Here is a 26,551-nt window from a genome sequence, read left to right on the forward strand (position 1 = left end):
GTACTAATTCGTACAATTGTGACTCCTGCGTTGGGTGAGCGCGCGTCCGTTCTCGTGCTCGCAGACGACCCCCGACTCACCGACGAGGTCGAGTCGGGGGCCGACCCAGAGAACCGCGGCGACGACGGACCGGTCGCGGTCGAGACCCACGCGACAGCTCCCGCCGACGTCGACGAGGAGCGCCTCGCGGAGGTCGACGTGGCGGCCGTCACCGACGAGGCGGGGCTCGACCGGGTCCGCTCGGCCGAGGCCGTCGAGTACGTGATCGCGTACGTCGACGATCCGACGGGCCGGACCGCGACGGACCCGCTCGTCGACGCGGTCGCCGGAACGCCCGAGGCGCTCTCGGAGACGGTCTCGTGGCTGCTCGCCCGGGATCAACGGTCGACCGTCCGGGCGAAGCCGACCCGGACCCCGTCGCGAATCGAACAGCTCAACGCCGGGATGGCGGAGCTCGCCGCCGTCAGGTCGGTCGACGAGGCGTACCGGGCGGCCATCGCCGTCACCGAGCAGGTGTTTCCGGAGTATCACGCCGTCGTCGCCGTTCGGGACGGCGAGTGGGTCGAGCCCGTGGTCGCCTCCAGCGGGACGCCCGTCGAGGACTGTAACCGGGTCCGCGTCGGCGCCGGCGTGGCCGGCAGGACCGTCCAGACGGGCGACGCGTCGATCGCCCCGAACCCGAACCCAGAGGGCCAGTTCGGTACGCTGCTCACCGTTCCCGTGGGCGACGACGTCGTCTTCCAGCTCGCCGCCGACGGAGTTGACGACGGCGACGCGTTCGACGACGCCGACCGCCGGCTGGCGGAGCTGCTCGCCTCCCACCTCGAAGAGACGCTCGACCGGATCGGGGTCACGGAGGCGCTCCGGACCGAACGCGACAGGCTGCTCGCGCTGTTCACGAACGTACCGGACCCCGCCGTCGCCTACGACTACGTCGACGGCGAGCCGATCGCCCGACAGGTGAACGACGCGTTCGAGGCGACGTTCGGCTACGAGGCCGAGACCGTGCTCGGCGAGTCCATCGACGAGTACATAGTCCCCCCCGACGCCGAGTCGGAGGCCGACGACCTCAACGAGCGCTTACAGTGCGGCGAGAACGTCCGCCGGGAGGTGACCCGGACCACCGCGGAGGGGCCGCGTCACTTCATCCTCCACGTCATTCCGATCCACCTCGACGCCGCCAACGCGGCCGGATACGCCATCTACACCGACGTCACCGACCGACGGGAGCGCGAGGAGACTCTCCGGCGGCAGAACGAGCGACTCGACGAGTTCGCGTCCATCGTCTCGCACGACCTCCGGAATCCGCTGTCGGTCGCGGAGGGGTACGTCGACCTCGCCCGCGAGACGGACGACACGGCGCCCCTAGAGAAGGCCGCGGACGCGCTCGGGCGGATGGACGAACTCGTCGCGGACCTCCTGTCGCTGGCCCGGGAGGGACACTCGGTGGGAGAGACCGAGTCCGTCTCGGTGGTGGACGTCGCGCGCGAGGCGTGGGAGTGCGTCGACATGGCGAACGCGACCCTCGACGTCGAGACGGATGCGACGCTGGACGCGAACCGGACGCGGCTCTGCGAGCTGCTTGAGAACGTCTACCGGAACAGCGCGGACCACGGCCGCGACTCCCCCGACGAGCCGCTCTCGGTCCGCGTCGGAGCGCTGACGCGTCGCGACGACGGGACCGCGGCCGACGGCTTCTACGTCGAAGACGACGGGAGCGGGCTCCCGGACGACGCCGACAATGTGTTCGAGAGCGGGTTCACGACCGACGAGTCGGGGACGGGACTGGGACTCGCCATCAGCGAGCGCATCGCCGAGGCCCACGGCTGGAGCGCGCACGCGCTCGCCGCCGAGGACGGCGGGGCGCGCTTCGAGTTCCGGGTCCCCTGAACGCGCCCGGCGGCGGTCCGAAACGACCTTACGCCGCGCGCGAAGGTATCCGGTATGGTCGAGAACGTCGTCTACCCCGCATACTTCGACGCCGAGCTGTCGCGGTCCGAGGGGCGCCGCGTCCCAACGGATCTGGCGGTCGAAGCGCCGACCGTCGACGAGATAGCGAAAGCCGTCCAGCAGGTGGGCTACGACGCGGTCGTCGAGCGCGACGCGACGTATTCCCGGGAGTTCGAGCCACGGGGCTCCGTCGTCGTCAAAGGCACCGAAGACACCGCGAAAAACGACCTCGTTCAGGCGATCGCCGCGTACCTCGGCGTGCTCCGGGAGTAACCGTGCGGCGCGTCGGCACCGTCGTCCGCACGGCCGGCGGACTCGCGATCGCCCGCGGCGACGCCGGCGACGATCCGCCCCGGATCGGCGCGAGCATCGTCGACGAGTCGCTCTCGACGGTCGGCCGCGTCGTCGACGTGTTCGGTCCTATCGACCGCCCCTACGTGGCGATCACGCCCGGCGACGGCGTCGGACTCGCCGACCTCCTCGGCGAAAAGTTGTACGCGCGGTAGCTACGCGTCGCCCGGCTCGGGTGTCGTTCGTCCCTCCGCCGCCTCCTCGTCGACCGCCACGTCGAAGTCCGCGAGCGTCTTGTCCGTGCGAGCGAGGCGCTCGGCGACGAGCAGCTTCTCCCGCCGCTCCAGTCGGTCCCAGTCGAACTCCGCCGGCGGCGACGCCTCCAGCGACTCGAACCGCTCGATCACCGCCTCGTTCGCGAACCGCTCGAACGAGCCGCAGTCCGGACAGGTCCGGGACAAGTGCGACGTGTCGAAGGTGCGCGTGACGGTGGCGTCGAGGCAGTTCAGACACCGATAGGTGTGGCTCCGGGACACGAACACAGTAACGGGGCGAACGAATGAGTATCTGTGGTCGGCGGTGCGGGGTTCGGCGACCGAAACCGCCCTCCGGGGCGCGGTGAGTGGTGACGCGGAGAACAGCGGAAACAGAAATCGACCGGCGGAACGGACCGCTCAGCGCTGCGGAGCCGCCGGTCAGAACAGCGCGGAGGCCGCCGCTTCGGCCGTCTCGATGACGGGCCCGAAGCCGGGCAGGAGCAGCACCGTCGCGACCGCCGCGAAGATGACCGCGGCGTACAGCGCCGTCGGCCGCACGTCGATCGCGTCGAGCGCGCTCGGCGACGCGGGGTCGTCCAGGAACAGCGCCTTCACGACCCGGCTGTAGTAGTACAGCGACACGACGCTGTTTATCGCGCCGAGCCCGGCGAGCCACAGGAAGCCGTTGTCGATGGCCGCCTGAAACAGGAAGTACTTCGAGAAGAACCCGGCGAACGGCGGGAGCCCCGCCAGCGAAAACATGAACACGGCCATCGCGACGGAGGCGACCGGCGCGCGCCGCCAGAGCCCCGCGTAGTCCGCGAAGGTGCGGCCGACGCCCCACCGCTCCGCCATCGCGACGAAGAGGAACGCGCCGGTGTTCATGAACCCGTAGACGAGCAGGTGCGCCATCGCGGCGCCCATGACGGTGCCGTTGGCGGGCCCGTCGACCGTGAGCGCGGCGACGCCGATGAGCGCGTATCCGGCGTGCCCGATCGAGGAGTAGGCCAACATCCGCTTGACCTCCTCCTGGACCGCGGCCGCGAAGTTACCGAGCGTCATCGTGACGGCCGCGAGGATCGCGAACGCGAGCATCCAGTCGACGTTCGCCGACGCCGCCATCTCCAGCGGGAACGCCTCGGTGAACACGCGGAACGCGACGACGAACCCGGCGGCCTTCGAGGCCGACGAGAGGAACGCGCTCACCGGCGCGGGCGCGCCCTCGTACGCCTCCGGCGCCCAGAAGTGGAACGGGACGGAGGCCGTCTTGAAGGCGACGCCGCCGATCATCATCACGACGCCGACGCCGAGCACGCCGGCCAGCCCGTCGATCGAGGCCGACGCGATGTCGGCGAGGATCAGCGAGCCCGTCGCGGCGTACACGAGCGAGATGCCGAACAGGAAGATAGCCGACGAGAGCGCGCCGACGAGGAAGTACTTCAGCCCCGCCTCGACGCTCCCGCGGTTCTGCTTGAGGTACGCGACGAGCACGTACGAGGGCAGCGACACCATCTCTAAGGCGACGAACACGACCGCGAGCGAGTTCGCGACCGCCAGAAGCGCCATGCCGGTCGCGGCGAACGTCACGAGCGAGTAGAACGCCGCCGGGTTGGCGTGGTCGTGGAAGTAGTCGTGGGCCGCGACGAGAACCAGCGCGGTCACCGACGCGAAGATGGCGGTGAAGAACAGCGACAGCGTGTCCACCTTCACCGCGTCCGCGAACAGCAACACCGCGCCGCCGTCCGGGCTCACACCGCCGCTGGCGGTGAGCCAGACGCTCGCCGCGAGCGCGGCGAGGGACCCGATCGCGCCGACGACCGCCATCGACGTGTTCGACCGCGCGTCCGGCCGGACCGTGTCGACCAAGAGCAGCGCGAGACCGGTGACGGCAAGCAGGAGCGCCGGCAGCAGCGCCGTCACGCCGGGCAGGCCGTTAACCATTGATCGTCACCCCCTCTACCACGGGTAGGGCAGCGTCGCGGATCATCTCGAAGAAGATGTCGGGCGCAACGCCGAGCACGATGATCGCTACCAGCAGCACCGCGAGCGGGGCGACGTCGTGGAACGGCGCGGGCCCCACGTCGTAGTCGGTCTCCAGTTCGAACGGACCGAACAGCGTACTCTGCATCGCCGACAGCAGGTAGCCGGCGACGATGACGATACCGAACATCGCGAGCGCCGTGAACACCGGCGCGTACGGGAGCGACGGGGCGGACAGCGAGCCGACGAAGATGAAGAACTCGCCCGCGAAGCCGGCCATCAGCGGGAGCCCCATGTAGCCGAACGCGCCGGCGACGAGGATCCCGACGGTGACCGGCATCCGGTCGGCCATGCCGCCCATGTCGCCGATCATCCGCGTGTGGGTCGTGTTGTAGATGACGCCGACCGCCATGAACATCAGTCCCGAGATGAGGCCGTGCGCGACCATCTGGAACGTCGCGCCGCCGACCCCGTACTCGGTGAACACGATGAGCCCGAGGATGACGTACCCCATCGACGAGACCGACGAGTACGCGACGATGCGCTTGAGGTCCTTCTGTGCGAGCGCCAGCATCGCGCCGTAGATGACGCTGATGACGGCGATCGCCGCGATCGGAACCGCGAGCATCGACGCCTGGTCGGGCAGCATCGTGAAGTTGAACCGGAGCAGCGCGTACGTCCCCATCTTCAGGAGGACGCCCGCCAGCAGCACCGACGCGGGGGTCGGCGCCTGAACGTGCGCGTCCGGCAGCCACGTGTGGAACGGCACGATCGGGACCTTCACCGCGAACCCGAGGAACATCGCGAGGAACGCGAACAGGGCGAGGCGGTCCGGCGCGATGCCGAACCACGTGCCCAAGTCACCCGCGGCGATCGCCTGCGCGATCTCGGGTAAGGCGAACGACGACACCGAGTCGCCGAGCGCGAACACGAGGCTCATGAAGCCGATGAACATCAGTAGCGACGCCGCGTTCGTGTACACGAAGAACTTGATCGCGGCGTACTTGCGGCGCGGACCGCCCCAGATCCCGATGAGGAAGTACATCGGGACCAGCACGGCCTCCCAGAAGACGAACCACAGGAAGAAGTCGAGCGCGGCGAACACGCCCAGCAGGTTCGCCTCCATGAACAGCATGAGCCCGTAGAACTGGCTCTGCCGCGAGTCCACGGGCGTCCACGCGCTGACGATCGCCAGCGGGACGAGGAACGTCGTGAGCACGAACAGCGGGAGGCTGATCCCGTCGAGGCCGACGAACCACGAGACGCTGCGGCCGCCGACTTCGAGCCACTCGATCTGCGTCGCGTACGCTATCTCCCCGCCCAGCAGGGCGTTGCCGCCGGCCTCGAAGCCGGACCACAGGTAGAGGCTGCCGACGAACGGGATCAGGCTGATCGCGAACGACAAGCGGCCGGCCCACTCGTCGGGCGCGAGGAACACGGTCAGCGCGCCGACGAAGGCGGCCGCCATGAGCGCTTCGAGTATCACAGGAACCACCCCCCGGTCGCGCCGAGCACGAGCAACAGCGCGACGAGTCCGAAGGTGAGCAGGGCGGCGTACTGCGAGACGATCCCCGACTGGAGCTGACGGATCCGACCGCCGCCGGTGAGGCTCACCGAGGAGACGCCGTTCACGACGCCGTCGATGATTCCCTGATCGAAGACGTTCGCGCCGCCCGCGACGTCTTCCGTGCGATACGCGAGCCAGACCTGCAGTTCGTCGAGGTAGTAGTTGTTGTACAGCACGTCTTTGATGCCGCCGAGCTTGGCGGTGTGTTCCGCGGGCGACGGCACGTTGTAGAGCCGCCAGGCGAGTCCGAGTCCGAGCAGCGCTAAGCCGAGCGAGACGGCCGCGCCGACGAGGACGGTCCCGGTCTCACCGCCGACGAGGTAGCCGCTGCTGTAGGGACCCAAGTCGGCGTAGTGGTGCGAGGAGAGGCCCTCGATGCCGCCCCAGTGGTTGTCGAGCCACAGGTGAAGCAGGTCGATCCCTTCGATGCCGAGGACCTTCTGGACCGGCACCATGTTGATGAACCCGGTGACGACCGCGAGCGAGCCGAGGACCGTCAGCGGCCCCTTCACGTTCCAGCGGACCGGGACGGGGTCGCGCGCGGTGTCGCTGCGGGGCTCGCTGTGGAAAGTCAGGAACACCATCCGGAAGGTGTAGAACGCGGTGACCGGCACCGCGAGCAGCCCCATCAGGTAGCCGCCGAGCAGCAGCGGGTCGTTGAGGCCGTGGACGAGCGCCTCGTAGAGGATTTCGTCTTTCGACCAGAAGCCAGCGAACGGGAAGATGCCCGCGAGCGCCAGCGACCCGGCGAGGAAGGTGTAGTAGGTGACGGGCAGCTTCGACTTCAGCCCGCCCATGTCCCACATGTCTTCGTTGTGGTGCATCGCGATGATGACCGACCCGGCGCCGAGGAACAGCAGCGCCTTGAAGAACGCGTGGGTGGTCAGATGGAAGACCGCGGCCACGTACCCGCCCGCGCCGAGCGCGAGCATCATGTACCCGTACTGGGAGATGGTGGAGTACGCGAGCACCTGCTTCAGCTCGTTTTTCACGAGCCCCATCGTCGCAGCGAACAGCGCCGTGAAACCGCCGATGAAGGCGATGACCGCCATCGTCGTCGGCGTCAGCACGTAGAACCCGTACATCCGCGCGACGAGGTAGACGCCGGCCGCGACCATCGTCGCGGCGTGGATCAGCGCCGAGACGGGCGTCGGGCCCTCCATCGCGTCTGGGAGCCACGTGTGAAGCGGGAACTGCGCGGACTTCCCGACGACGCCGCCCAAGACGAGCAGGCCGACGACGGTCAGCCACGTCCCGAGTTCGACGCCGCCGGGCGTCCACGCGACCGAGCCGGAGCCGTTGAGCGCCGCGTCGGCGAGCGCCGGGAACGACTCCGGACCGGCGAACTGCGCCGTGCCGAAGGTGGCGAACACCGCGACGACGCCGACGAGGAAGAAGTAGTCGCCGAAGCGGGTGACGAGGAACGCCTTCTTCGCCGCCGACGGCGGGCCCGGCTCCCGGAAGTTGAAGCCGATGAGCAGGTACGAGCAGAGCCCGACCAGCTCGAAGAACATGAACGCCATCAGGAGGTTGTCGGCGACGACGAACCCGAGCATCGAGGCCGTGAACAGACCGAGGCCGGCGTAGTAGCGCGGCAGGCCGGTCTCGCCCTCGTCGTTCATGTAGCCGAGCGAGAACACGTGGACGAGAAGCGCCACGAGCGTCACGATGACGAGCATGAGCGCCGACAGCGGGTCGATCAGGACGCCGAAGGAGAGCTCGATGTCCGTCGGGCCGATGCCGGCACCGCCCTCGCTCGCCCAGTAGTACAGCGTCTCGTTGTACGCCCGTCCGCCCGCGACGGTCGCCGCGACCCAGATCGACAGCAGGAACGAGCCCGCGGTCGCGGCGATACCGCCGAACGCGCCGCCCTTCGGGAGGTACCTGCCCGCGCCGAGCGCGACCAGGAACGAGAAGAACGGGAGGAGCACGATCGCCGGGACGTATGCGAATGCGTTCACCATCTTACCACCTCATCTCCGCGGGAACAGTCACGTCTGTCGTGCCGAAGTTACGGTATAACACGAGTATGATGCCGATACCGATGGCGACCTCGGCGGCGGCGAGCGCGATGACGAACAGCGCGAACACCTGCCCCGTGAGGTCGCCGTAGTAGAGCGCGAACGCGACGAAGTTGATGTTGGCCGCGTTCATCATGAGCTCGACGCTCATGAGGAAGTACAGCGCGTTCCGGCGCGTCAGCACGCCGAACAGACCGACGCAGAAGACGGCCGCCGCTAGCAGCAGGTACCACGACGGCGGAATGGAGGACGCGACGGCGGTCACTTCCGATCACCTCCGTCGCGTCCGCCGTCCGTGAACGCCTGTCCGACCGCCGAGATGACCGACCCGTCCTCCTCGCGTTTCGCGAGGTAGACGGCGCCGTCGACCGCGACGTCGAGCGCGACCGCGGCGATCAGGAAGGCCGCGAGGAACCCCTCCGCGGGGATGGTCGCGATGTCGTACGCGCCGAGGTTGAACAGGGCGTACCCGAGGTTGTGGACGATCGAAGCGTCAGCCGGGAAGCCCACCTCCTCGAAGCCGAACGTCGCCGCGTTGATCGTCGCGGCCAGCACGGCGAACAGGGCGCCCACGGCGACCGCGGGGGCGATCCGCGACCCGCGGCTCTCGTCGTTGCTCACGCGCTACTCACCTCCGTTTCAGAATCAGATCGCGTGAGCATCACGGCGAACGTGACCAAGATGAGAACCCCGCCCACGTAGACGAGGATCTGCATGGCGGCGATAAACTCCGCCCGCAGCATCACGTAGTGCACCGCGACGCTCGTGAGGGCTCCGCCCAGCAGCAGCGCGGCGTGGAACACGTCGCGCGCCAGGACGACCCCGAGGGCGAACGCCAGCGTAACCGCGGCGAACAGCCCGAACGCGATGGTAGGATAAACCATTGTGTTTGTCTCCTATGAGAACCCCTTTGAAGATTTCGAGACGTGCCCGCTACTGGTAGTCGACCTCGCCGTCACCCTCCCCGATCCACGCGCCGCGATCGGGATTGCGGGACTCCAGCGGGTCGATCCCCTTGTACCACGGGACGTTCTTGAGCTGTTCTTTGTTGAACACGAAGTCGTCTTTCGTGTCGGCGGTGAACTCGAAGTTCTGCGTCAACAGGATCGCGTCGACGGGACAGACCTCCTCGCAGAGCCGGCAGTAGATGCACTGCCCGATGTGGAGGTTGTACTGCTCACCGTTGCGCTGGTCGTCCTGAACGATCTGGATCGTGTCGTTCGGACAGACGTTCTCGCACTGCCGACACCAGATACACCGTTCCTGGCTGAACTTGTGGACCCCGCGGAACCGCGGGCTCACTTCGGGCGCGTCCTCCGGGTATTCCACCGTGAACGTATTCCCGTCCAGCGCGTGCTTCATCGTCGTCGCCATGGATTTCATGAGTCCAATCATGTTACGCGATCACCCCCACGATTACGGCCGTGAGCACCAGGTTCGCGAACGACAGCACCAGCATTCCCTTCCAGCCGATTTCGATCAGCTGGTCGATACGGACGCGGGGCAGCGCCGCGCGGGCCCACTGCGTGAACAGGAAGAAGCCCCAGATCTTCACCACGAACCAGATGAAGCTGATACTCTCCGGACCGGGCCCGGAGGCCCCGCCGAGGAACGTCACGGCGAGGATCGCCCCGCCGAGGAAGATGTGGACGAACTCGCCGAGGTAGAAGAGGACGAAGTACGCCGAGGAGTACTCCGTCTGGTACCCGCCGACGATCTCGGTCGGCGCCTCGGGGATGTCGAACGGATTCCGCCCGATCTCCGCCATGTTCGCCGTGAGGAACAACACGAACGCGAACGGGTTCACGAGGGCGTACCACGACGGGATCGAGACGCCGGCGATCGTCACGAGCGTCTCCGTCTGCGCGCCGACGACGCCGCTCATCTGGAGCGTGCCGGAGAAGATCACGACCGACATCGCCGTGACGATGAGCGGGATCTCGTACGCGAGGTTCTGCGCGACGGCGCGGAGACCGCCAAGGAGCGAGTACTTGTTGTTCGACGCGTAGCCGGCCATCACCAGCGAGACCGAGGCGATCGACGCGAACGCGAACACCAGCGCGAACCCGACCTCGGGGTCCGCGAGGTGGAGGTTGATCGGACCGAGCTGGCCCATCGGGATCACGGAGAAGCCGAGCAGCGCCGACGACGGCAGGATGATCGGCGCGATGTCCCACGAGGGGCGGTCGACGCCCTCGGGGATGATCAGCTCCTTCGCGAGGAGCTGGATCGCGGCCGCCGGGATGATGAGCAGGCCGAACGGGCCGATCCGGTCGACCGCGATCCGGTCGGTGAACGCCGCCGTGATCTTCCGTTTCGCCCACGGGCCCGCGACGCCCGTGAACGCGAGGATGATGTTTCCGACGACGAAGGCGGCGACCAGCGAGGCCGCGACCTCGCCGATGACGCTGTCGAGCCCGAGCGTGTCGACGATGAACTCGGGGAACAGCTGTGCGGGGGCCGTACCCATCAGCGGTCCACCTCCCCGAGAACGACGTCGAGGCTACCGAGGGCCGCGATGACGTCGGGGATGTACTCCCCGTTCGCCATCTCCGGCAGCGTCTGGAGGTTCGAGAAGCACGGCGACCGGATCTTGAACCGCGCCGGCTTGTCCGTGCCGTCCGCGCGGATGTAGATGCCGAGTTCGCCCTTCGCGCCCTCGACGGCGCGGTAGATCTCCGTGTCGTCGTCCGGGCGCAGCGTGCGCGGCACGTTCGCCTGGATGTTGCGCTCGTCTTCGGGCCAGTCCTCGAGCAGGTCGACGCACTGCTCGATGATCTTCGCGGACTCCTCGACCTCGCGCATCCGGACGAGCAGGCGGCTGAAGTTGTCGCCGCCGTCCTCGGTGACGACGTCCCAATCGAGCTCGTCGTAGTAGCCGTACGGGTCGTCGCGGCGGAGGTCGTAGTCGACCCCCGAGCCGCGGGCGACGGGGCCGGTCGCGCCGTAGTTCTTCGCGACCTCCGGCGGCAGGATGCCCGTGTCGATGGTCCGCATCTGGAACACCTCGTTCGAGGTGATCAGGTTGTGGTACTCCTCGACGGACTCCGGGAGTTGGTCGAGGAAGTCCCGGGTCTTCGAGAAGAACTCCTCGCGCGGTTCCGGCAGGTCCCAGACGACCCCGCCGAGCCGGAAGTAGTTGAACATCAGCCGCTGTCCCGTCAGGTCCTCCAAGAGGTTCTGGACGCGCTCGCGGTCGTTGATGGCGTACATGAACGTCGCCGTGAAGTCGCCGTTGATGTCGAGCGCGAACGTCGCGAGCGCGAGCATGTGCGCGGCGATCCGGCACATCTCCGCGCCCATCGTCCGAATGACCTGCGCGTACTCGGGCACCTCGATGTCCGCGAGGTCCTCGGCCGCGCGGGCGTACGCCCACTCGTTGAGCAGGCCCGCCGAGATGTAGTCCCAGCGGTCGGGGTACGGCATGATCTGGTGGCGGTACGTCCCGGACTGCGCCATCTGCTCCTCGCTGCGGTGGAGGTAGCCGATGTCTGGCTCGACGTCGGCGACCTGCTCGCCGTCGAGCACCGTCTTCAGGTGGAGGACGCCGTGGGTCGCGGGGTGGTGCGGCCCGATGTTGAGGAACATCGTGTCGGACTCGGCGTCCTTGTGGTGGTCCTCCAGCGGGTTCGCGTGCTCCGGCAGCGTGGCGATCTGCGGCCGGTCCTTGTCGTAGTCCATCGACAGGGGGTGGCCCTGCCACGTCTCGGGGAGCAGGATCCGACGGAGGTCGGGGTGGTCGTCGTACTCGATCCCGATCAGGTCGTACGCCTCCCGCTCGTGCCAGTCGGCGGTGCGGAAGACGGGCTCGGCCGACTCGGAGACGGGGTCGTCCTTGTCGGCGGGCACGACGATGCTGACCTCTTGGGTCGGATCGTCGTACTTCTTCAGGTGGTAGATGGACTCGTAGCGGTTCTCGTACTCCTGTGCGGAGACCACGGAGAGGTGGTCGTACCCCGCCTGCTCTTTCAGGGTCCGAAGCGTTTCCTGAACGGTGTCCGGGCGGATGACGAACCCGGGCGCGTTCAGATGGTCGTCGCGGTCGACGACGAGGTCGCCGAGCAGCGCCTCCAGCTCGTCGGGGGTGCGCTCGACGGCGTCGTCGTCGACTCTGTCTGGTCGTTCGAGGCTCATGGCGAATCAGCGAAGTTGTACCGCATGACGAGTTCGTCGTCGTCGATCTGGTCGGCCAGCTTGTCGACGAGCTCGTCGCGTTCGAGGTCCGAGAACTCCTCCAGCTCGTACGGCTTGACGGTGACGGGCGCGGCCTCGCCGTTGGCGACGCGCTCCTGTAGTTTCACGACGCCGTACACAAGCGCCTCGGGGCGGGGCGGGCAGCCGGGGACGTGGATGTCGATCGGGATGACCTCCTCGGCGCCCTTGATCACGTTGTACCCCTCCTGGAACGGGCCGCCGGAGATGGTACACGAGCCCATGCCGACGACGAACTTCGGCTCGGGCATCTGGTCGTAGACGCGCTTCATCCGCGGAGCGAACTTCGAGACGATCGTCCCGGGGACGATCATCACGTCGGCCTGCCGCGGCGAGGCGCGGGGGACGCCCGACCCGAAGCGGTCGAGGTCGTGTTTCACCGCGTAGGTGTGCATCATCTCGATGCTACAGCAGGCGATACCGAACTGCAGCATGAACATCGAGGAGCCCCGACACCAGTTCAGGAACTTGTCGAACTTGGTGAGGATGAACGGCGAGGAGCCGAACGCCTCGCGGAGCCGGGAGTTGAACCGGTCCCCCTGCCCGGTCATCCGGGCGTCCCTCGTCTCGGTTACGACCTGCGATTCGTCGGTGATAAACGGTTGATCGCTGCTCATTAGTTGATGTCCTCCGTCGTTTTTCTGCTGGTCGCGCGGGGGCTGCGGGCCCAGCTGATCGCCCCCGACCGCCACGCCCAGACGAGTCCGACCGCGAGGATTCCGACGAAGGCCAACATCGGCCACAGCAGGTCGGCCATCGGCACGCCGGCCTGGACGGCCGGGCGGTAGATGACAGCCCACGGGAACAGCAACACGGTCTCGATGTCGAACACGACGAACAACAGCGCGACCATGTAGTACTGGATGTTGAACCGGATGCGGGTTCCGCCCGTCGGGGTCTCGCCGGACTCGTAGGTGGTACTTTTACCGGTCTCAGGCACGCTCGGACGGAGCAGCGCCGACACTGTCATCATCGCTATCGGGATGAGCAGGCCGACGACCGCCAAGGCGCCAATCGCTATCCAATCGCTCATATAGGTCTCCGTAACGTGCTGGGGTTTGGACCGCCCCCTCATAAGCGTTGAGTCTTGTGCGTCCCCGCGTGTGCGGGCCGGTACCGGCCGTTCGCGGTCGAAGCGACGCCGAAGCGACCGAGAGTCCTCGATCGGCCCTCGATCGTGAACCCGCGTGCGAGTGGGGAGGGGGACGGCGATTCGGTGGGAGACGAGGCATCCGGTTTTATAAACCGACGCGCGGTCGCGGTGGCGCGTGCCTACGAGCGGGACGGAGGCCCGCGAGGCAGCACGCGCGATGGAGCGGTGAGCACTCGGAGAGCGCGAACAGCGAGGCTGGGGAGGCGTGAGGCACGGTACGGTCGCGGTCGAGGGAGACGCGAGTGGGCGGCCACGGAGCGGACGGACGCCCCCTCACCGGTCGCGGAACCCGTCGATACCGAGGTCGTGGAGGTCGGCGGAAACGTCCGCGACGCCCGCTTTCTGCCCGTCGTGGAGGTCGAGCAGTCGCTCTTCGACCTCGTCGTGTTCGCGCGCGAGCACCTGCGCCGCCGACAGCGCCGCGTTGTACGACTTCCCGGCGTCGACGGCGACGATCGGGGCCCCGGTCGGCATGCCGATCACGGAGTCGACCGACTTCTCTTGAACCGGCACGCCGATCACGGGGACCGGATACGCGATCGAGGCGGTCATGTTCGGCAGGTCCGCGGACTTCCCGCCCGCGCCCGCGACGATCACGTCCAGCCCGCGGGCCGTCGCCGTCTCCCCGTACGCGTACATCAGCTCCGGCGTCCGGTGCGCGGAGACGACGTAGCTCTCGTAGGTGAACCGCGCGTCCGGCGCGTCGCCGAAGTCGGTCTGCTCCGCGAAGCCGAGGTCCTCGAGCGCCTCGTAGGCGCCCTCCATGACGGGGAGGTCCGAGTCGGAGCCCATGATGATCCCCACGTCGGGGGTGGTCGACGGGTCGGCGTCCGCCGCAGCCTCCGATTCGAGCCGCTCGATCAGGTCGTCTACCGTGGTCATGATCGGGCGTTCGGCGGAGGGCTACAAGGAACTCCCGGATGCGGCGACGCCGGTGTGCTCCGTCTCCCGGACGGCGTTCAGAGGTACGGGCGGAGCAGGGCGCCGTCGTGGAGGGCGGCCGGGACAGCCTCGAACCACCGCGCGGCGCGGATCTCGTCGGGAGAGACACCGAGACCGGCGGCGTCGGGAATACGCCCCGCGGCGCGGGCCGCGTAGACGACGTACTCAGCCTCGAACGCGACCGCACCGCTCTCGGCGCCGACGTACGACTGCTCGAAGACGACGACCGGGTCGTCGATCGCCGCGTCGAGTCCCGTCTCCTCGCGGACCTCCCGCGCCGCCGCGGTCGGGGGCGACTCGTCGGGTTCGACCGCGCCGCCCGGAAGGACCCACCCGTCCGACCACGAGGTCTTCACGAGCGCAATCCGACCGTCGGGGTCGCGGACGCGGGCGGCGGCGGTCAAGCCGGTTCCCGCCTCCGCCCACTCCCGAAGGGCCTCGATCCGCTCTTCCGGAAGCCGGATCGACTGCGACTCGCGAGGGGCGCCTGGCGCGACGCCGCCGGGAGCGTTGTCAGACATCGGGGCGAGCTACGCGTCGCGGAACGTCAGTCCGTCCCGGAGTTCTCGCGCGTGTGAGAGCAGCGCGTCGCGGTCGGCCCCGTCGTCGCTTCCGCCTGTCACGGTCAGATGCCCCATCTTCCGGAGCGGGTACACGTCGTCTTTGCCGTACCAGTGGAGGTCGGCGTCGGGCGCGGAGAGGACGGACTCGACGTTCCGGAGCGTCGCCGGTCCGGTCGCCTCTGCGTCACCGAGGACGTTCGCCGTGACCGCGGGCGCGACGAGGTCGGTCGGGCCGAGCGGCCACCCCAGCACGGCGCGGACGTGGTTCTCGAACTGCGAGGTTCGCGCGCCCTCGATCGTCCAGTGCCCGGAGTTGTGCGGGCGCGGCGCGATCTCGTTGACCAACACCTCCCCCTCGCGGGTCTCGAACAGTTCGATCCCGTAGACGCCCCGGCCGTCGAGGACCGCCAGTACGTCGCGGGCGACCGACTCCGCCTCGGCGACGACCGCGTCGTCGGCGCGGGCGGGACTGACGCTCTCGCGGAGGATCTCCTCGCGGTGGACCGTCTCCGTGACCGGGTACGTCCGCGTCTCGCCGTCGGCGCCTTTCAGGCCCATCACGGCGATCTCACGCTCGAAGTCGAGGAACTCCTCGGCCATCGCCGCGCCGCCGATCTGGTCGAGCGCGGCGGCCGCCTCGTCGGGCGTCTCGACCGGGACGTTCCCGCGGCCGTCGTAGCCGCCCTCGCGGGCCTTCAGCATGACGCCGCCGAACTCCTCGACGACGCGTTCGAGCCCCTCGGCGGTGGCGACCGCGACGAACTCGGGGACCGGGATCCCCGCGTCGGCGAGCGCCTCCTTCTGGACCAGCTTATCCTGAATCGTCTCCAGCGTGGCCGGGTCGGGGTGGACCGGCACGTCGTGGTCCTCGCTCGCGGCCGCGAGGACCGCCGGGTCCGCGAGCTCGATCTCGAAGGTCAGGGCGTCGACGCGGGCCGCCAGTTCGCCGATCGCGTCCGCGTCGTCGAAGTCCGCGACGATCTGGTCGGCCGCGACGGGCGCCGCCGGACAGTCGGGCGTCGGGTCCAACACGACGAGGTCGACGCCGAGCGGCGCGGCGGCCTCGGCCAGCATTCGGCCGAGCTGGCCGCCGCCGACGACGCCGAGCGTCGGCCCCGGAAGAGTGATCGACATGTGCGGGTCGGTACCCAACAGAGATGAATAAGTATTGCCAATCGACCCGTCGAATACGCACAGATACGGATCAAAGCCGAGAGAGCTGCCTCGGTGCGTCGGAAGGACGGACGGGACGAACCGACAGGCTGAGCGGGGGCCGAAGGGGACGGACCGACGAGCCGAACGAGGGGCGGACGGGACGAACCGACAAGCCGAGCGAGGGCCTGGGAGGGCGAGTCAGACGGAGATCCGTTCGAGGTCGCTCTCGAGTTCGTCGACGAACTCGTTGTACGTCTCGACGAAGCCGCGGAACCGGTCGGCGTACTCCCGGACGTCGGCCGCGGAGGGGGCGCCGTACTGCGAGAGGAGGTAGAGCCCACCGGACCCCCCGATCCGGAGGTACGAGACGGCCCCCTCGTCGTGTTTTAGCTCCCAGCGGTCGCCCTCGACGCGCGCGGTGAACGTCCCGTAATCGTCTCCCTCGTACCGGTGTATCTCCCCGGCGATCACCGCGCAAGTGTCGCGAATTTCGTCGAGGACGCGGTCGCGCTCGGCCACCACGCCCTCGGTGGTCGCCGGCTCGGGGAACTCCGCGCTCACGCCGTCGAGAACGCCCGAGAGCGAGTCGACGTGCTCGTTCCACGCGGCAACGAACGCCGCGTAGTCGTCGAGCGCGGTCGAAAGCGCCGCCGGCTCCGGCAGCTGCTTCGTCGAGATCACGTACGTGTCCGAGCCCGACTTCGGCGAGAACAGGAGGAACTCCAGCTCGCCAGCCTCGTGTTTCACCGTCCACTCGCCGCCGGACGTCGAGAGCGTTTCGCGCCCGTAGTCGCCGCCCTGGAGCCGCGCGAGCTGGTAGGCGATCCGCCCCGCGTGGTCGCGCACGGCGGCGACTATCTCGTCGCGGCGCTCCGCGACGGCCGCGGCGTCGCGCACGTCGAGGTCGATTCCGAGGTCTGCCTGCGTCGTCACGGGTTCACTGGGCGCGCCACTCGGTTAACCGGTTCGGGTCGGGGTCCGGTCCGCGGTCGTCTATCTACGCTTCCCCGCCGATCAGCGGCGGCGCAGTCACTCGATCGTCTCGCGTATCGCTCGAATCCGCTCCGGCTCGTCGAGCCCCGAGCGGATCACGACCGCCGAGACGGCGTCGCCGTCGGCGACCGGCGCGTCGCCGCTCAGTATCGCGTCCGAGCCGGTCTCGTCGGCGAGCCAGCGCCGCCCGTCGGCGATCGCCTCTCGGTTGAGCCACGCGGGCGGGCCGCCGACTACGAGGAGGGTCCGGTCGGCGCGCCCGCCGGCGACCTCGATCGTGTTCTTCCCGCGGGTCGCCTTCCGGATGACCGTCTCGATCGCCGACACCGCGGCGCTCGTGTCCACCTCGGCGGGCTCATCGGAGCCGAACAGCCCGAGCCCAAATCGGGACCCCGAGTCGGGCGGGTCCACCGCCTGCGTCGCGTGGCCGATCGCCGCGATCTCGCCGTCGCTCCCCACGGCGCGCGCGATGTCGCTCGCGTCGAGCACCTGCTGTGGCGTCTCCGTTCCGTCCGGCGTCTCGCCGGCGCCGAACAGCGCCGCGATCCGTTCGGCGGCGACCTCGTTCAGTCGCCCGCGGGCGTCCCCGAGCGTCTCTCTAGATCGGATCCACGCCGCGTTGTCGAAGGGGAAGACCGCCGCGCAGCGGTCCGAGAGCGCGTCGAGCGTCCGCGCGGCGTTCCGCTCGGCCAGCGGCCGATGGAGCGTCGGCGGCGCCGGGTCGCCGCCCGGTCCCGCAGCATCGGCCCCGTCGGTGGGCGCGCCCGCGGGGCCGTCCGACGCGCTCGCGGGACCGCCGTCGTCCGGTTCCTCCGTCTCGCCCGGCGTCGGGAGGAACCCGAAGGCGTAGACGGGGGCGTCGTAGAGCCGGGAGAGCTCCTCGGCGAGCGCAGGGGCCGCGCCCGCGCCGGCCGCGCCGCCGAGGCCGACGACGAGCAGGAACGCCTCCGCGAGGGAGGGCCGCTGGTCGTCCAGCGCCCTGCCGAGTTCGCTCGCGTGGGCGTCGCCGAGCCGGCGGCCCGCGTGGAGGTCGCCGCCGAGCCCGTCCCCGCCCGCGGCGTCGCCGAACCGGTACCGACGCTCCTCGCCGAGGGCGTCCAGCGCCCCGAGCGCGTCGATGTCCGTGTCGAAGGCGTGAACGCCCGCGAGGAACGGATCGCCGCCGCGGTCGGCGGCGAGTCGGTCGGCGATCCGCCCCCCGGCCCCGCCGAGGCCGATGACGTGTAGTCGCATACGTACCCCGGTCGTCGACCGGGGATAAATGACTTCGGCTCGCCGCGGCCGACGGGTTAGACGGCCGAGTGGTCCGACGACCGCGCGCTCGACACACCGGGGCCCCGCGACGACTCAGAATTCGGGGCCCCGCGACGACTCAGAATTCGTCAAGCCGACGCTGGCCGGCGGGGACCTCGGACCCCGGGTCCGGCTCCACGCCGAGCAGGCGCAACAGCGCGGTGTCCGCGAACGTCAGCGCCAACACGAGGATGATCGGCGCGAGGAACAGGCCGTGGAAGCCGAACACGACCGGGCCGAAGATGTACGCGAGCATGAGCAGCCCGACGTGCGTCGTCTCGCCGCTGAAGTACGGTCGGAGGACGATGTCCGGGACGGTGTCGACGACCACGACCGCGACGGCGAGGAACCCGGCGACGTAGACGAGCAGCGAGACCTCGCCGTCGAGCGCGACGGGGACGGACATCGCCGCCGCGAGCGGGATGTAGACGATCTTCATGCCGATCACGGGGATCAGACTGGCGACGCCGGTGAGCGCGCCCGCGAGCGTCGGGTACGGGATCTCGACCGCGGCGGGGGCGACCGCGTTGTACCCGAGGTAGGTGACGACCGCGATGACCCCGATGGCGATCACGTTGAGGAGGTTCCCGTACAGCACCGCCTCCAGTTCTGCGTCGGCGGTCTCGAGGTACTCGCGGACGATCGCGTCGTCGTCGAAGCTGAGCAGCCAGTCGTGGAACTTGTCGCCGTCGATGAGCAGGTAGTAGGTGACGACCACGGTGATGAGCAGGTTCAGGGCGAGCCCGGAGACCGTGCTCGCTAGGAGCGACGCCTGCTCGGAGACGAGGTCGATGAGCGGGTCGAACTGCCCGGAGCGGTACGCGGTGAGCAGTTCGTCGGCCGTCGGGTTCGACAGCTCCGCGAGGTCCCCGATCACCGAGTTCTCCGCGCCGATGGTGTCCGCCACGGGGTACTGTTCGATGAACCGCCGCGCCTCCAGGATTAGCAACACCAGCGTGTAGCTCACCAGGCCGATGAGCGGGACGCCGATGAGCGACAGCGACACGACCGCGCGCACCCGAGACGGGAGCCGGAAGCGTTCGAGCCGGTGGTAGAAGCGCCGCGTCGAGTAGTAGAGGAAGACGGCGACGGTGAGCGGGGCGACGAACCGATAAGCCACGTAGCCGGCGACGATCGCGACCGCGAGGCCGAAGAGGGCGACGACGAACCGCTTCTCGTCCATGGGCCACGGTCTTCAGGCCTCGGTATAAACTATGGTGGTCGTAACGGTCCCGTCCGCCGGGACCGCACGGGGAGTCGTGCGCGACGGGACCAACCGCGGGTGGCGGTCGCGCCGATCCCAAAACCCCTAACGGCGGGGGGTGAATGGAGACCCATGACCGACATTCACCCGGACCAGCGCGTCGCGGTGCTGGCGGACTCACAGAACCTGTATCACTCGGCACAGAGCTTCTACTCGCGGAACATCGACTACTCCGGCCTCCTCGACGGGGCCGTCGCGGACCGGTCGCTGGTCCGCGCTATCGCGTACGTGATCCGCGCCGACTCCCCCGAGGAGGAGAGCTTCTTCGAGGCGCTCCGCGACATCGGCTTCGAGACGAAGATCAAGGAGATCAAGACGTTCGCGGACGGCTCGAAGAAGGCCGACTGGGATCTCGGGATGAGCCTCGACGCCGTCTCGCTCGCGAGCCACGTCGACACCGTCGTCCTCTGTACCGGCGACGGCGACTTCGCCCGGCTCTGCTCGCACCTCCGTCACGAGGGGGTCCGGGTGGAGGCGATGGGGTTCGGCAACTCCGCCGCCGACGAGCTGATCGAGGCCGCCGACGACTTCGTCGACCTCGCGGAGGACGAGGAGAAGTTCCTGTTGTAGGAGCCACCCGAAGGGCTACCCGAGCAGCGTCGACAGCGCGCGCTCGACCGTCGCCGCCGCCGCCTCCACCTCGCGCACTCGGACGTACTCCCGCTCGGCGTGCGCGACGGCCCCGCTTTCGTCCGCGAGATCCCCCGGACCGAACACGACCGTCGGCGCCGGCGCGAAGTACGACGCCTCCGTCGCCGCGCCGAACGGGCGCACGCCCCCGCCGCGCCCGGTCGGGAGACCGACGGCGTCGCCCGCGTCCCGCGCCGCGGCCGCGACGGTTCGGACGAGTTCATGGTCTGGTTCCGTCGCGAACGCCTCCAAGAACGGCGACTCGCGGTCGGTGAGCGCGACCGCGGTGTCGACGTCGCCGGAGTCCTCCCCAGCGCCGTCGCCGAGCGACGCCCGCACCGCGGCCGCGAGCGACTCCCGGAACTCCTCGGCGGACTCCGGCGGGACGCTGCGCCGATCGACCGTGATCTCGCAGTCCGCCGGCACCTGGTTCGTCGCCGCACCCCCCTCGATGACGGTCGGGGTGAGCTTCGGCGACCCGAGCTGCGGATGGTCGGCTGCGTCCGCGTCGAACGTCCGGATCGCCGCGAGCGCGTCCTCCGCGGCGGCGACCGCGTTCGCGCCCGCGAACTCCGCGGCGTGGGCAGCCGTTCCGGACAGCTCGACGGTCGCCTGAAACCGGCCCTTGGCCGCGGTACAGGCGTCGAGCCCGGTCGGCTCGCCGACGAGGAACAGGTCGCCGTCGAGTCGGTCGTCGGTCCCCGGGAGTCGGCCCGTCAGCGCCGCCGCGCCGAGCGACAGCGCCTCCTCGTCGGGCGTGAGCGCCAGCGTGATCCGGCCGCGCTCGGGGTCGGCGGCGAGGAAGCCCGCCAACAGCGCCGCAAGCGGTCCCTTCGCGTCGCAGGCGCCGCGCCCGCGGATCACCGCTTCGCCGGCCGCGGCGTCCGCCTCGGGGCCGCCGTGCTCGTCCGCGCTCGCCTCGCCCCGCTCGAACGGGACGTGCGGCGTCACCGTGTCGAGGTGCGTGTTCAACACGAGGTGCGGGCCCGAATCGGGCGCCGGGGATCGCTTCTCCGCGAGGACGCAGCCGTCGGCGTCGACGACGGGGTCGGTCGCGCGAGCCGCAAGCGTCTCGACGACGAGCTCGCGCATCGCTTCGACCGACTCGTGGGAGGCGATCGGGACCGCGTCTTCGAGGAACGAGACCGGGTCGAACTCGTCGTCGCGGCCCGGGGTGGCGTCGCTCCGGTCGCTCATCGCGGGTCGGCGGGGAGCGTCCCCGAGAACTCGTGGGCGACCGGACCGGTCAGGGTGGCGTGGCCGCGGTCCGGAACCGCGATCTCCAGCTCGCCGCCCGGGGGGCGGCTCACCGCGGTCTCGCCCTCGATCAGTCCGAGCCGGCGGGCGGCCGCGACGACCGCGACCGCGCCGGTGCCGCAGGACCGCGTCTCCCCCTCGACGCCGCGCTCGAATGTGCGCTGGTCGAGCACCGCGGGGCCGTCGCCCGACCCGTCGTCGACGACGGCCGCGAGGTTCACGTTCGCGCCCTCGGGGAAGGCGTCGGCGTGACGGACCGGCGGCGCGACCGCGTCGAGGTCGACCGCGTCGATGCCGTCGGGGTCGTCGCGCCCGCCGTCGACGAACGCGACCGCGTGTGGCACGCCGGTGTTGACGGCGGTGACGGGCAGCCCCGCGACCGGCTCGTCGACGAGGGGCTCGTCCGCGAGGGCGCCCCCGCGGGCGGCCGGAACGCGACGCGGGTCGAACGTCGGCTCGCCCATCTCGATGGTGGCCGCGGTCGCGTCCGCGTTCACGGTCGCCCGCCGGGTCCCGGCCTGCGTGTCGATCATGAACTCGCGGTCACCAGTTCGGTCGTTGGCCCACCGCGCGACGACGCGGGCGCCGTTGCCGCACATCGTCGCCGTGGAGCCGTCCGGCTGGACCAGCGTCATCACGACGCGGGTCGGGTCGAACCGCTCAGCGACGCTAAGGAAGAGGACGCCGTCGGCGCCGCGGCGGTCCCCGTCTCCCTCGACGCCCGTCCCGCGGTCGCAGTGCGCGCGCGCGAACGCCGCGCGGTCGCCGACCCCCTCGGCGTCCGCGTCGACGACGATGAAGTCGTTGCCGGTGCCGTGGTACTTCTCCACCGGGACGGCGTGGGCGCTCATCGGTCGCCCTCCGATCGGCCGGCTCGGTCGCGCGGGATCTCGCGTTCGACCGTCGTCAGGTCGCCGAGCGTCTCCCTGCGGCGGGCGATCGTCGCGGTTCCGTCGTCGAGCGCGACCTCCGCGGGCCGCGGTCGTGAGTTGTATTGGCTCGCCATCTCGTACCCGTAGGCGCCCGCGACGCCGACCGCAAGGAGGTCTCCGCGGACCGGCTCGGCGAGCGCTCGGTTCTCACAGAACGCATCGCCGGTCTCACAGATAGGTCCGGCGACCGTGACAGGGGTTGCCTCCCGCTCTCTGACGGGGGGCGCGTCGCCTCCCTCGCGCCCCCGCCCGCTCCCCAAGTTGCGGATCGGGTGATACGCGTCGTACATCGCCGGACGGAGCAGGTCCGTCATCCCCGCGTCGACGCCGACGACCGTCTCGTCCGGCGTCGGCTTCACCGTGTTCACGCGCGCCAGGAGGACGCCGGCGTCGGCGACGACGTACCGCCCGGGTTCTATCGCGAGGTCGACGCCCTCGGGGAGCGGCGCGACCGCCTCCCGGGTGGCGTCGGCGACGGCCGGCAGGTCGAGCGCCGGGGCGTCCTCCTCGTAGGGGACGCCGAACCCGCCGCCGACGTCGACGTACTCGAGGTCGAGGGGAGCGGCCCCCTCGGCGTCCGGGTCGGTCAGCTCGCGCGCCAGGTCGCCCATGCGCGCGACCAGTTCGCGGTGGCTGTCGAGCTGGTCCGGGTCAATCCCGGAGCCCGCGTGGGCGTGGACCCCGACCGCGTCGAAGCGCTCGGCCGCGTCCCGCGTCACCTCTGCGGCGCGGTCGTACGGGACCCCGAACTTCGCGGCCCCGCCGGTGGTGACCTTCTCGTGGTGGCCCGCGCCGACGCCGGGGTTCACGCGGACGCAGACCCGGCCGTCGTACCCGCGCTCCGCGAGTCGGTCGAGGGTGTCGACCGCGCCGACCGTGACGGTGAGGTCCGGGTCGGCCTCCGCGACGCCGGCGACGTAGTCGAGGTCGCGAGCGGGGGGGTTGACCGCGGTGTAGTGGAGCCGGGAGCCGTCGAAGCCCGCCGCGAGCGCGCGGTCGACCTCGCCCGCCGAGGCGCACTCGGCGTCGAGGCCGGCGTCGCGAACGGTCTCCAAGACGGCCTGGCCCGTGTGCGCCTTGACGGCGTACCGCACGTCCGCGTCGGGGAACGCCGCGAGCAGGCGCTCGCAGTTCTCGCGGACCCGGTCGAGGTCCTGGACGTATAGGGGCGTCCCGTGGGCGTCGGCTAGTCCGCGGAGGCGCCCGGCGTCCCAGTCGCTCACGCGGCGGACCGGGGGGTTGTCGCCGTCCGCCTCGTCGGTCGCTCCCGCGGCCGCCTCGGCGTCGCTCATTCGCGGAGCGCGTCCTCCCGCTGCGTCGCCTCCAACGTCTCCTCCTCGACGTGCGTCGCCACGACCGCGGGCTTGTACGCCCCGCCCTCGAACAGGTCGTGGTCGCCGACGGACGACTCCACCATCCGGGTGAACGCCCGTCGCTCGGCCGGGAGGTGCCCGTAGATGACCTCCTCCTCGACGAGGTCGTAGACGGGGATTCGGGGGGTCAGCAGGGTGTTCTCGCCGACGACCGTGTTCTCGCCGACGCGGAACCCCGAGGTGACCCGACAGCCCGCGCCGAGGGAGACACCGTCCTCGATGATTACCGGCGCGTCCTCGACGGGCTCGAGGACGCCACCGATCAGAGTGTTGGCGCCGAGCTTGACGTTCTCGCCGAGCTGCGCGCAGGAGCCGACGGTGTCACAGGAGTCGACGAGCGTGCCGTCGCCGACGTACGCCCCCATGTTGACGAACGAGGGGCTCATCATGATACAGTCGCTGCCGAGGTACGCCCCGCGGCGGATCGCGGTCCCGTCCGGCGTGTTCCGCGTGCCCCGCTCGGCGAGGTCGGCGGTGTCGCGCAGCGGGAGCACGTCGTGGTAGGTGACGCCGCCGTACTCGCGGGGCTCCGTCTCGCGCAGGCCGAAGTTGAGCAGGATCCCCCGCTTGACCCACTCGTTGGCCTCCCACGAGGTCACGTCGTCGCCGCTCTTCTCTGCGGCGCGGACCTCGCCGGCCTCCAGGGCGGCGAGGAACTCGTCGACGACGGCCGCGTCCTCGTCGGTCGCGTCCGCAGCGGTCAGCCCGTCCTGATAGCGGTCCCACAGATCGGAAACGTCGGCTTCGAGGCTCATTGGATGGTGTATGGATGAGTAGCGGTATTTACTCGTCGAAGTAAGTATGTCTCGTCGTTATTCATCGGCGGCCCCGGCGTCCAGCACGTCGCCGAACCCGTACCAGCCCGGGTCGCGCTCGGCGAGCCACTCGGCGGCGTCGAGCGCGCCCTCGGCGAACACCCCGCGGTCGCCGGCGCGGTGCGTGAGTTCGAGCGTCTCGCGGTTCCCGGCCAGCAGGAACTCGTGTTCGCCGGTCACGTCCCCAGCACGGCGGGCGTGGACGCCGATCTCTCCGGACTCGCGCGGCGCGTCGCCCTCGCGGCCGTGGACGCGCTCGTCGAGGTCCTCGCGAACGCCCTCCACGTCGTCGAGGATCGACTTCGCGGTGCCGGAGGGGGCGTCGCGCTTCGCGTTGTGGTGCGTCTCGGTCAGCTCGACGTCGTAGCCCGGCAGCGCCGCGGCCGCCTCGCGGACCGCCCGGCGGAGCGCCGCGACGCCCCGCGCGAAGTTCGACGCCTTGAGGACGGGCACAGCTTCGCTCGCGGCGCGGATGTCGTCGATCTGCGCGTCCCCGAACCCGGTCGTCCCGGTGACGAGGGGGACGCCGGCGTCGGCGCAGGCCGCGGCGTACGCGACCGCCGAGTCGGGGCCGGTGAAGTCGACGAGGGCGTCCGGGGCCTCGCTCGCGAGCAGGTCGTCGAGGCGGTCGGCGTCCCCGACCGCGACGCCCGCGACCGGGTCGGTCTCGGTCCGGTTGACGGCGACCGCGACCGTGACGCCCTCCCGGGCGGCAGCGGCCTCGATCACCTCGCGGCCCATGCGACCGCCGGCGCCCGTCACGGCGATCGACAGGGGGTCGGCGCTCATTCGGCGCCCCCGGTCCCGACGGGAGCGACGGCCGTCGGGTCGATCGTCCCCGGCGCGCGCTCGTCGTACGCGGCCAGCAGGTCTCGGAGCGCCTCGCGGCGTCCCTCGGAGAGCCGCGAGAGGGGCGAGCGGACGCGGGGGGCGCCGCGTCCGCGGAGGTACATCGCCTCCTTCACCGGGATCGGGTTCGTCTCGGCGAACAGCTCGCGGACGAGCGGCGACAGCTCGTGGTGGAGCGTCCGCGCGCGGTCGTAGTCGCCGGAGAGCGCGGCGCCGACCATCGCGCAGGTCCGTTCGGGTTCGACGTTGGCGACCACGCTGATCGTCCCGGTACCGCCGACCGAGAGGACGGGGAGCGTGAGCCCGTCGTCGCCCGACAGCACCGCGAACGCCTCGTCGCGGGTCCGCTCGATCACCTCGCTGATCAGGTTGAGGTCGCCGGAGGCCGCCTTGTAGCCGCGGATGTTCGGGTGTGCTGCCAGCTCGACGGTGACATCGGCCGGGATCGACCGGCCCGTGCGGCTCGGGACGTTGTAGACGATCTGCGGGAGGTCGACCGCGTCCGCGATGGTCCGGTAGTGGTCGAGGAAGCCCTGCGGTTCGGGCATGTTGTAGTACGGCGAGATGAGCAGCAGGCCGTCGGCGCCCGCGTCGGCCGCGCGCCGCGACAGCGACAGCGCCTCCTCGGTGTTGTTCGAGCCGGTACCCGCGATCACGGGGATGTCGTCGAGCGCGTCGCGGACCGTCTCGATCACCGCGACGTGTTCGTCGTGGCTCATCGTCGCCGACTCGCCCGTCGAGCCGACCGGGACGACGCCGTCGACGCCGGCGCGTTCGAGGTACCGGGCGTTCGCCGCGAGCTGGTCGTGGTCGACCGCGTCGTCCTCGGTGAACGGGGTCGTCATCGCCGGGTAGACGCCCTCGAAGGGCGCGTCGGTCGCCTGGCTGTCCGTCTGCGTCGCGTAGGGTGTCGTGGTGGTCGTGTCTGTCATGGGGTGCTGCGGTGGGTCCGGATCGGCAAGCGGGCCGGTGCGCGCGGGTCGGGGGTCGTCCGGGACGGGGTCGCCACTCCCGCCGGCGGACGGATCACGCGCGTTTTTTCGAGAAGAGCCGC

The 26,551-nt window shown here is 70.1% G+C and carries 28 protein-coding genes; 4 read left to right on the plus strand and 24 right to left on the minus strand.

Annotated elements, in window-relative coordinates; all coding sequences use genetic code 11:
• Positions 1-18: 18 nt before the first annotated feature.
• The 3 genes from EXE41_RS07640 to EXE41_RS07650 are packed head-to-tail and all read left to right on the plus strand — an operon-like array spanning position 19 to position 2,456.
• Positions 19-1,890: a PAS domain-containing sensor histidine kinase gene (locus tag EXE41_RS07640; RefSeq protein ID WP_137690685.1), complete on the plus strand. Its 1,872-nt coding sequence runs from the start codon at positions 19-21 to the stop codon at positions 1,888-1,890.
• A 54-nt stretch (positions 1,891-1,944) separates the two neighbouring features.
• On the plus strand, positions 1,945-2,223 hold the full coding sequence (gene srp19 / locus EXE41_RS07645; protein ID WP_004596410.1) for a signal recognition particle subunit SRP19: 279 nt from the start codon (positions 1,945-1,947) through the stop codon (positions 2,221-2,223).
• A 2-nt stretch (positions 2,224-2,225) separates the two neighbouring features.
• Complete coding sequence (locus tag EXE41_RS07650) at positions 2,226-2,456, plus strand: H/ACA ribonucleoprotein complex subunit GAR1 (RefSeq protein WP_086216266.1); 231 nt, start codon at positions 2,226-2,228, stop codon at positions 2,454-2,456.
• Here the strand turns inward: EXE41_RS07650 and EXE41_RS07655 are convergent, their stop codons facing one another.
• From EXE41_RS07655 to EXE41_RS07740, 18 genes are all read right to left on the minus strand, one after another.
• Positions 2,457-2,777 (minus strand): hypothetical protein, encoded by a 321-nt coding sequence (locus EXE41_RS07655; protein ID WP_049931211.1) that lies wholly within the window; start codon positions 2,775-2,777, stop codon positions 2,457-2,459.
• A gap of 159 nt (positions 2,778-2,936) precedes the next feature.
• The gene (locus EXE41_RS07660) at positions 2,937-4,439 is read right to left on the minus strand and encodes an NADH-quinone oxidoreductase subunit N (RefSeq protein ID WP_086216267.1); all 1,503 of its coding nucleotides are present in this window, start codon (positions 4,437-4,439) and stop codon (positions 2,937-2,939) included.
• Positions 4,432-5,946 carry a NuoM family protein gene (locus EXE41_RS07665; RefSeq protein ID WP_049931345.1) on the minus strand — a complete coding sequence of 505 codons (1,515 nt, stop codon included), beginning with the start codon at positions 5,944-5,946 and terminating at the stop codon, positions 4,432-4,434. Before EXE41_RS07665 ends, EXE41_RS07660 begins: the two co-directional genes overlap by 8 nt.
• Positions 5,947-5,960: 14 nt before the next feature.
• Positions 5,961-8,009, minus strand: coding sequence for an NADH-quinone oxidoreductase subunit L (nuoL, locus tag EXE41_RS07670; RefSeq protein ID WP_137690686.1), 2,049 nt, complete (start codon positions 8,007-8,009; stop codon positions 5,961-5,963).
• A 1-nt stretch (position 8,010) separates the two neighbouring features.
• A complete protein-coding gene (gene nuoK, locus EXE41_RS07675) occupies positions 8,011-8,331 on the minus strand; it encodes an NADH-quinone oxidoreductase subunit NuoK (RefSeq protein ID WP_049931218.1) in 321 nt (106 codons plus the stop codon).
• Positions 8,328-8,687, minus strand: coding sequence for a hypothetical protein (locus EXE41_RS07680; protein ID WP_086216269.1), 360 nt, complete (start codon positions 8,685-8,687; stop codon positions 8,328-8,330). Before EXE41_RS07680 ends, nuoK begins: the two co-directional genes overlap by 4 nt.
• Positions 8,684-8,950 (minus strand): NADH-quinone oxidoreductase subunit J, encoded by a 267-nt coding sequence (locus EXE41_RS07685; protein WP_049931222.1) that lies wholly within the window; start codon positions 8,948-8,950, stop codon positions 8,684-8,686. Before EXE41_RS07685 ends, EXE41_RS07680 begins: the two co-directional genes overlap by 4 nt.
• 49 nt (positions 8,951-8,999) lie before the next feature.
• Positions 9,000-9,461 (minus strand): NADH-quinone oxidoreductase subunit I, encoded by a 462-nt coding sequence (locus EXE41_RS07690; RefSeq protein ID WP_049931224.1) that lies wholly within the window; start codon positions 9,459-9,461, stop codon positions 9,000-9,002.
• Between the two features lies 1 nt (position 9,462).
• The gene (locus EXE41_RS07695; protein WP_049931226.1) at positions 9,463-10,536 is read right to left on the minus strand and encodes an NADH-quinone oxidoreductase subunit H; all 1,074 of its coding nucleotides are present in this window, start codon (positions 10,534-10,536) and stop codon (positions 9,463-9,465) included.
• A complete protein-coding gene (locus EXE41_RS07700) occupies positions 10,536-12,200 on the minus strand; it encodes an NADH-quinone oxidoreductase subunit D (protein WP_049931227.1) in 1,665 nt (554 codons plus the stop codon). The genes EXE41_RS07695 and EXE41_RS07700 overlap by 1 nt, the downstream gene beginning before the upstream one ends.
• Complete coding sequence (locus EXE41_RS07705) at positions 12,197-12,895, minus strand: NADH-quinone oxidoreductase subunit B (protein ID WP_006113007.1); 699 nt, start codon at positions 12,893-12,895, stop codon at positions 12,197-12,199. Before EXE41_RS07705 ends, EXE41_RS07700 begins: the two co-directional genes overlap by 4 nt.
• On the minus strand, positions 12,895-13,311 hold the full coding sequence (locus EXE41_RS07710) for an NADH-quinone oxidoreductase subunit A (protein WP_004596397.1): 417 nt from the start codon (positions 13,309-13,311) through the stop codon (positions 12,895-12,897). Before EXE41_RS07710 ends, EXE41_RS07705 begins: the two co-directional genes overlap by 1 nt.
• A gap of 393 nt (positions 13,312-13,704) precedes the next feature.
• A complete protein-coding gene (purE, locus tag EXE41_RS07715; RefSeq protein ID WP_086220038.1) occupies positions 13,705-14,313 on the minus strand; it encodes a 5-(carboxyamino)imidazole ribonucleotide mutase in 609 nt (202 codons plus the stop codon).
• 77 nt (positions 14,314-14,390) lie between these two features.
• On the minus strand, positions 14,391-14,894 hold the full coding sequence (locus EXE41_RS07720; RefSeq protein WP_137690687.1) for an NUDIX hydrolase: 504 nt from the start codon (positions 14,892-14,894) through the stop codon (positions 14,391-14,393).
• A 9-nt stretch (positions 14,895-14,903) separates the two neighbouring features.
• Complete coding sequence (locus EXE41_RS07725; RefSeq protein WP_086220040.1) at positions 14,904-16,070, minus strand: 5-(carboxyamino)imidazole ribonucleotide synthase; 1,167 nt, start codon at positions 16,068-16,070, stop codon at positions 14,904-14,906.
• A gap of 219 nt (positions 16,071-16,289) precedes the next feature.
• Positions 16,290-17,024 carry a hypothetical protein gene (locus tag EXE41_RS07730; protein ID WP_137690688.1) on the minus strand — a complete coding sequence of 245 codons (735 nt, stop codon included), beginning with the start codon at positions 17,022-17,024 and terminating at the stop codon, positions 16,290-16,292.
• 96 nt (positions 17,025-17,120) lie between these two features.
• A complete protein-coding gene (locus tag EXE41_RS07735; RefSeq protein WP_094495106.1) occupies positions 17,121-18,317 on the minus strand; it encodes a cell division protein FtsZ in 1,197 nt (398 codons plus the stop codon).
• A gap of 139 nt (positions 18,318-18,456) precedes the next feature.
• A complete protein-coding gene (locus tag EXE41_RS07740; protein WP_049931240.1) occupies positions 18,457-19,560 on the minus strand; it encodes an AI-2E family transporter in 1,104 nt (367 codons plus the stop codon).
• A gap of 153 nt (positions 19,561-19,713) precedes the next feature.
• Here EXE41_RS07740 and EXE41_RS07745 point away from each other — a divergent pair, with 153 nt between their 5' ends.
• Positions 19,714-20,211, plus strand: coding sequence for an NYN domain-containing protein (locus tag EXE41_RS07745; protein ID WP_049931242.1), 498 nt, complete (start codon positions 19,714-19,716; stop codon positions 20,209-20,211).
• Positions 20,212-20,226: 15 nt separating this feature from the next.
• Here the strand turns inward: EXE41_RS07745 and EXE41_RS07750 are convergent, their stop codons facing one another.
• The 6 genes from EXE41_RS07750 to dapA are packed head-to-tail and all read right to left on the minus strand — an operon-like array spanning position 20,227 to position 26,429.
• Entirely contained in the window at positions 20,227-21,468 is a 1,242-nt protein-coding gene (locus EXE41_RS07750) for a M20/M25/M40 family metallo-hydrolase (protein WP_137690689.1), read from the minus strand.
• Entirely contained in the window at positions 21,465-22,379 is a 915-nt protein-coding gene (gene dapF / locus EXE41_RS07755) for a diaminopimelate epimerase (RefSeq protein ID WP_089307903.1), read from the minus strand. Before dapF ends, EXE41_RS07750 begins: the two co-directional genes overlap by 4 nt.
• On the minus strand, positions 22,376-23,752 hold the full coding sequence (gene lysA / locus EXE41_RS07760) for a diaminopimelate decarboxylase (protein ID WP_137690690.1): 1,377 nt from the start codon (positions 23,750-23,752) through the stop codon (positions 22,376-22,378). The genes dapF and lysA overlap by 4 nt, the downstream gene beginning before the upstream one ends.
• Positions 23,749-24,588: a 2,3,4,5-tetrahydropyridine-2,6-dicarboxylate N-succinyltransferase gene (locus EXE41_RS07765; protein ID WP_049931247.1), complete on the minus strand. Its 840-nt coding sequence runs from the start codon at positions 24,586-24,588 to the stop codon at positions 23,749-23,751. Before EXE41_RS07765 ends, lysA begins: the two co-directional genes overlap by 4 nt.
• 57 nt (positions 24,589-24,645) lie before the next feature.
• Entirely contained in the window at positions 24,646-25,437 is a 792-nt protein-coding gene (dapB, locus tag EXE41_RS07770; protein ID WP_137690691.1) for a 4-hydroxy-tetrahydrodipicolinate reductase, read from the minus strand.
• Positions 25,434-26,429 (minus strand): 4-hydroxy-tetrahydrodipicolinate synthase, encoded by a 996-nt coding sequence (dapA, locus tag EXE41_RS07775; RefSeq protein ID WP_086216650.1) that lies wholly within the window; start codon positions 26,427-26,429, stop codon positions 25,434-25,436. The genes dapB and dapA overlap by 4 nt, the downstream gene beginning before the upstream one ends.
• Positions 26,430-26,551: the final 122 nt, after the last annotated feature.

Source organism: Halorubrum sp. SD690R, from assembly GCF_005435035.1.
GTDB classification, from domain to species: domain Archaea; phylum Halobacteriota; class Halobacteria; order Halobacteriales; family Haloferacaceae; genus Halorubrum; species Halorubrum ezzemoulense.

Coding starts and splice junctions, on each gene's coding strand:
- EXE41_RS07740 (WP_049931240.1), bottom strand. CDS start 19,560: ATGGACGAGAAGCGGTTCGTCGTCGCCCTCTTCGGCCTCGCGGTCGCG.
- EXE41_RS07665 (WP_049931345.1), bottom strand. CDS start 5,946: ATGGCGGCCGCCTTCGTCGGCGCGCTGACCGTGTTCCTCGCGCCCGAC.
- EXE41_RS07710 (WP_004596397.1), bottom strand. CDS start 13,311: ATGAGCGATTGGATAGCGATTGGCGCCTTGGCGGTCGTCGGCCTGCTC.
- purE (WP_086220038.1), bottom strand. CDS start 14,313: ATGACCACGGTAGACGACCTGATCGAGCGGCTCGAATCGGAGGCTGCG.
- EXE41_RS07660 (WP_086216267.1), bottom strand. CDS start 4,439: ATGGTTAACGGCCTGCCCGGCGTGACGGCGCTGCTGCCGGCGCTCCTG.
- EXE41_RS07705 (WP_006113007.1), bottom strand. CDS start 12,895: ATGAGCAGCGATCAACCGTTTATCACCGACGAATCGCAGGTCGTAACC.
- nuoL (WP_137690686.1), bottom strand. CDS start 8,009: ATGGTGAACGCATTCGCATACGTCCCGGCGATCGTGCTCCTCCCGTTC.
- EXE41_RS07700 (WP_049931227.1), bottom strand. CDS start 12,200: ATGAGCCTCGAACGACCAGACAGAGTCGACGACGACGCCGTCGAGCGC.
- EXE41_RS07750 (WP_137690689.1), bottom strand. CDS start 21,468: ATGAGCGACCGGAGCGACGCCACCCCGGGCCGCGACGACGAGTTCGAC.
- lysA (WP_137690690.1), bottom strand. CDS start 23,752: ATGAGCGACGCCGAGGCGGCCGCGGGAGCGACCGACGAGGCGGACGGC.
- dapB (WP_137690691.1), bottom strand. CDS start 25,437: ATGAGCGCCGACCCCCTGTCGATCGCCGTGACGGGCGCCGGCGGTCGC.
- EXE41_RS07765 (WP_049931247.1), bottom strand. CDS start 24,588: ATGAGCCTCGAAGCCGACGTTTCCGATCTGTGGGACCGCTATCAGGAC.
- EXE41_RS07720 (WP_137690687.1), bottom strand. CDS start 14,894: ATGTCTGACAACGCTCCCGGCGGCGTCGCGCCAGGCGCCCCTCGCGAG.
- dapA (WP_086216650.1), bottom strand. CDS start 26,429: ATGACAGACACGACCACCACGACACCCTACGCGACGCAGACGGACAGC.
- srp19 (WP_004596410.1), top strand. CDS start 1,945: ATGGTCGAGAACGTCGTCTACCCCGCATACTTCGACGCCGAGCTGTCG.
- EXE41_RS07725 (WP_086220040.1), bottom strand. CDS start 16,070: ATGTCGATCACTCTTCCGGGGCCGACGCTCGGCGTCGTCGGCGGCGGC.
- dapF (WP_089307903.1), bottom strand. CDS start 22,379: ATGAGCGCCCACGCCGTCCCGGTGGAGAAGTACCACGGCACCGGCAAC.
- EXE41_RS07695 (WP_049931226.1), bottom strand. CDS start 10,536: ATGGGTACGGCCCCCGCACAGCTGTTCCCCGAGTTCATCGTCGACACG.
- EXE41_RS07735 (WP_094495106.1), bottom strand. CDS start 18,317: ATGCGACTACACGTCATCGGCCTCGGCGGGGCCGGGGGGCGGATCGCC.
- EXE41_RS07685 (WP_049931222.1), bottom strand. CDS start 8,950: ATGGTTTATCCTACCATCGCGTTCGGGCTGTTCGCCGCGGTTACGCTG.
- EXE41_RS07745 (WP_049931242.1), top strand. CDS start 19,714: ATGACCGACATTCACCCGGACCAGCGCGTCGCGGTGCTGGCGGACTCA.
- EXE41_RS07690 (WP_049931224.1), bottom strand. CDS start 9,461: ATGATTGGACTCATGAAATCCATGGCGACGACGATGAAGCACGCGCTG.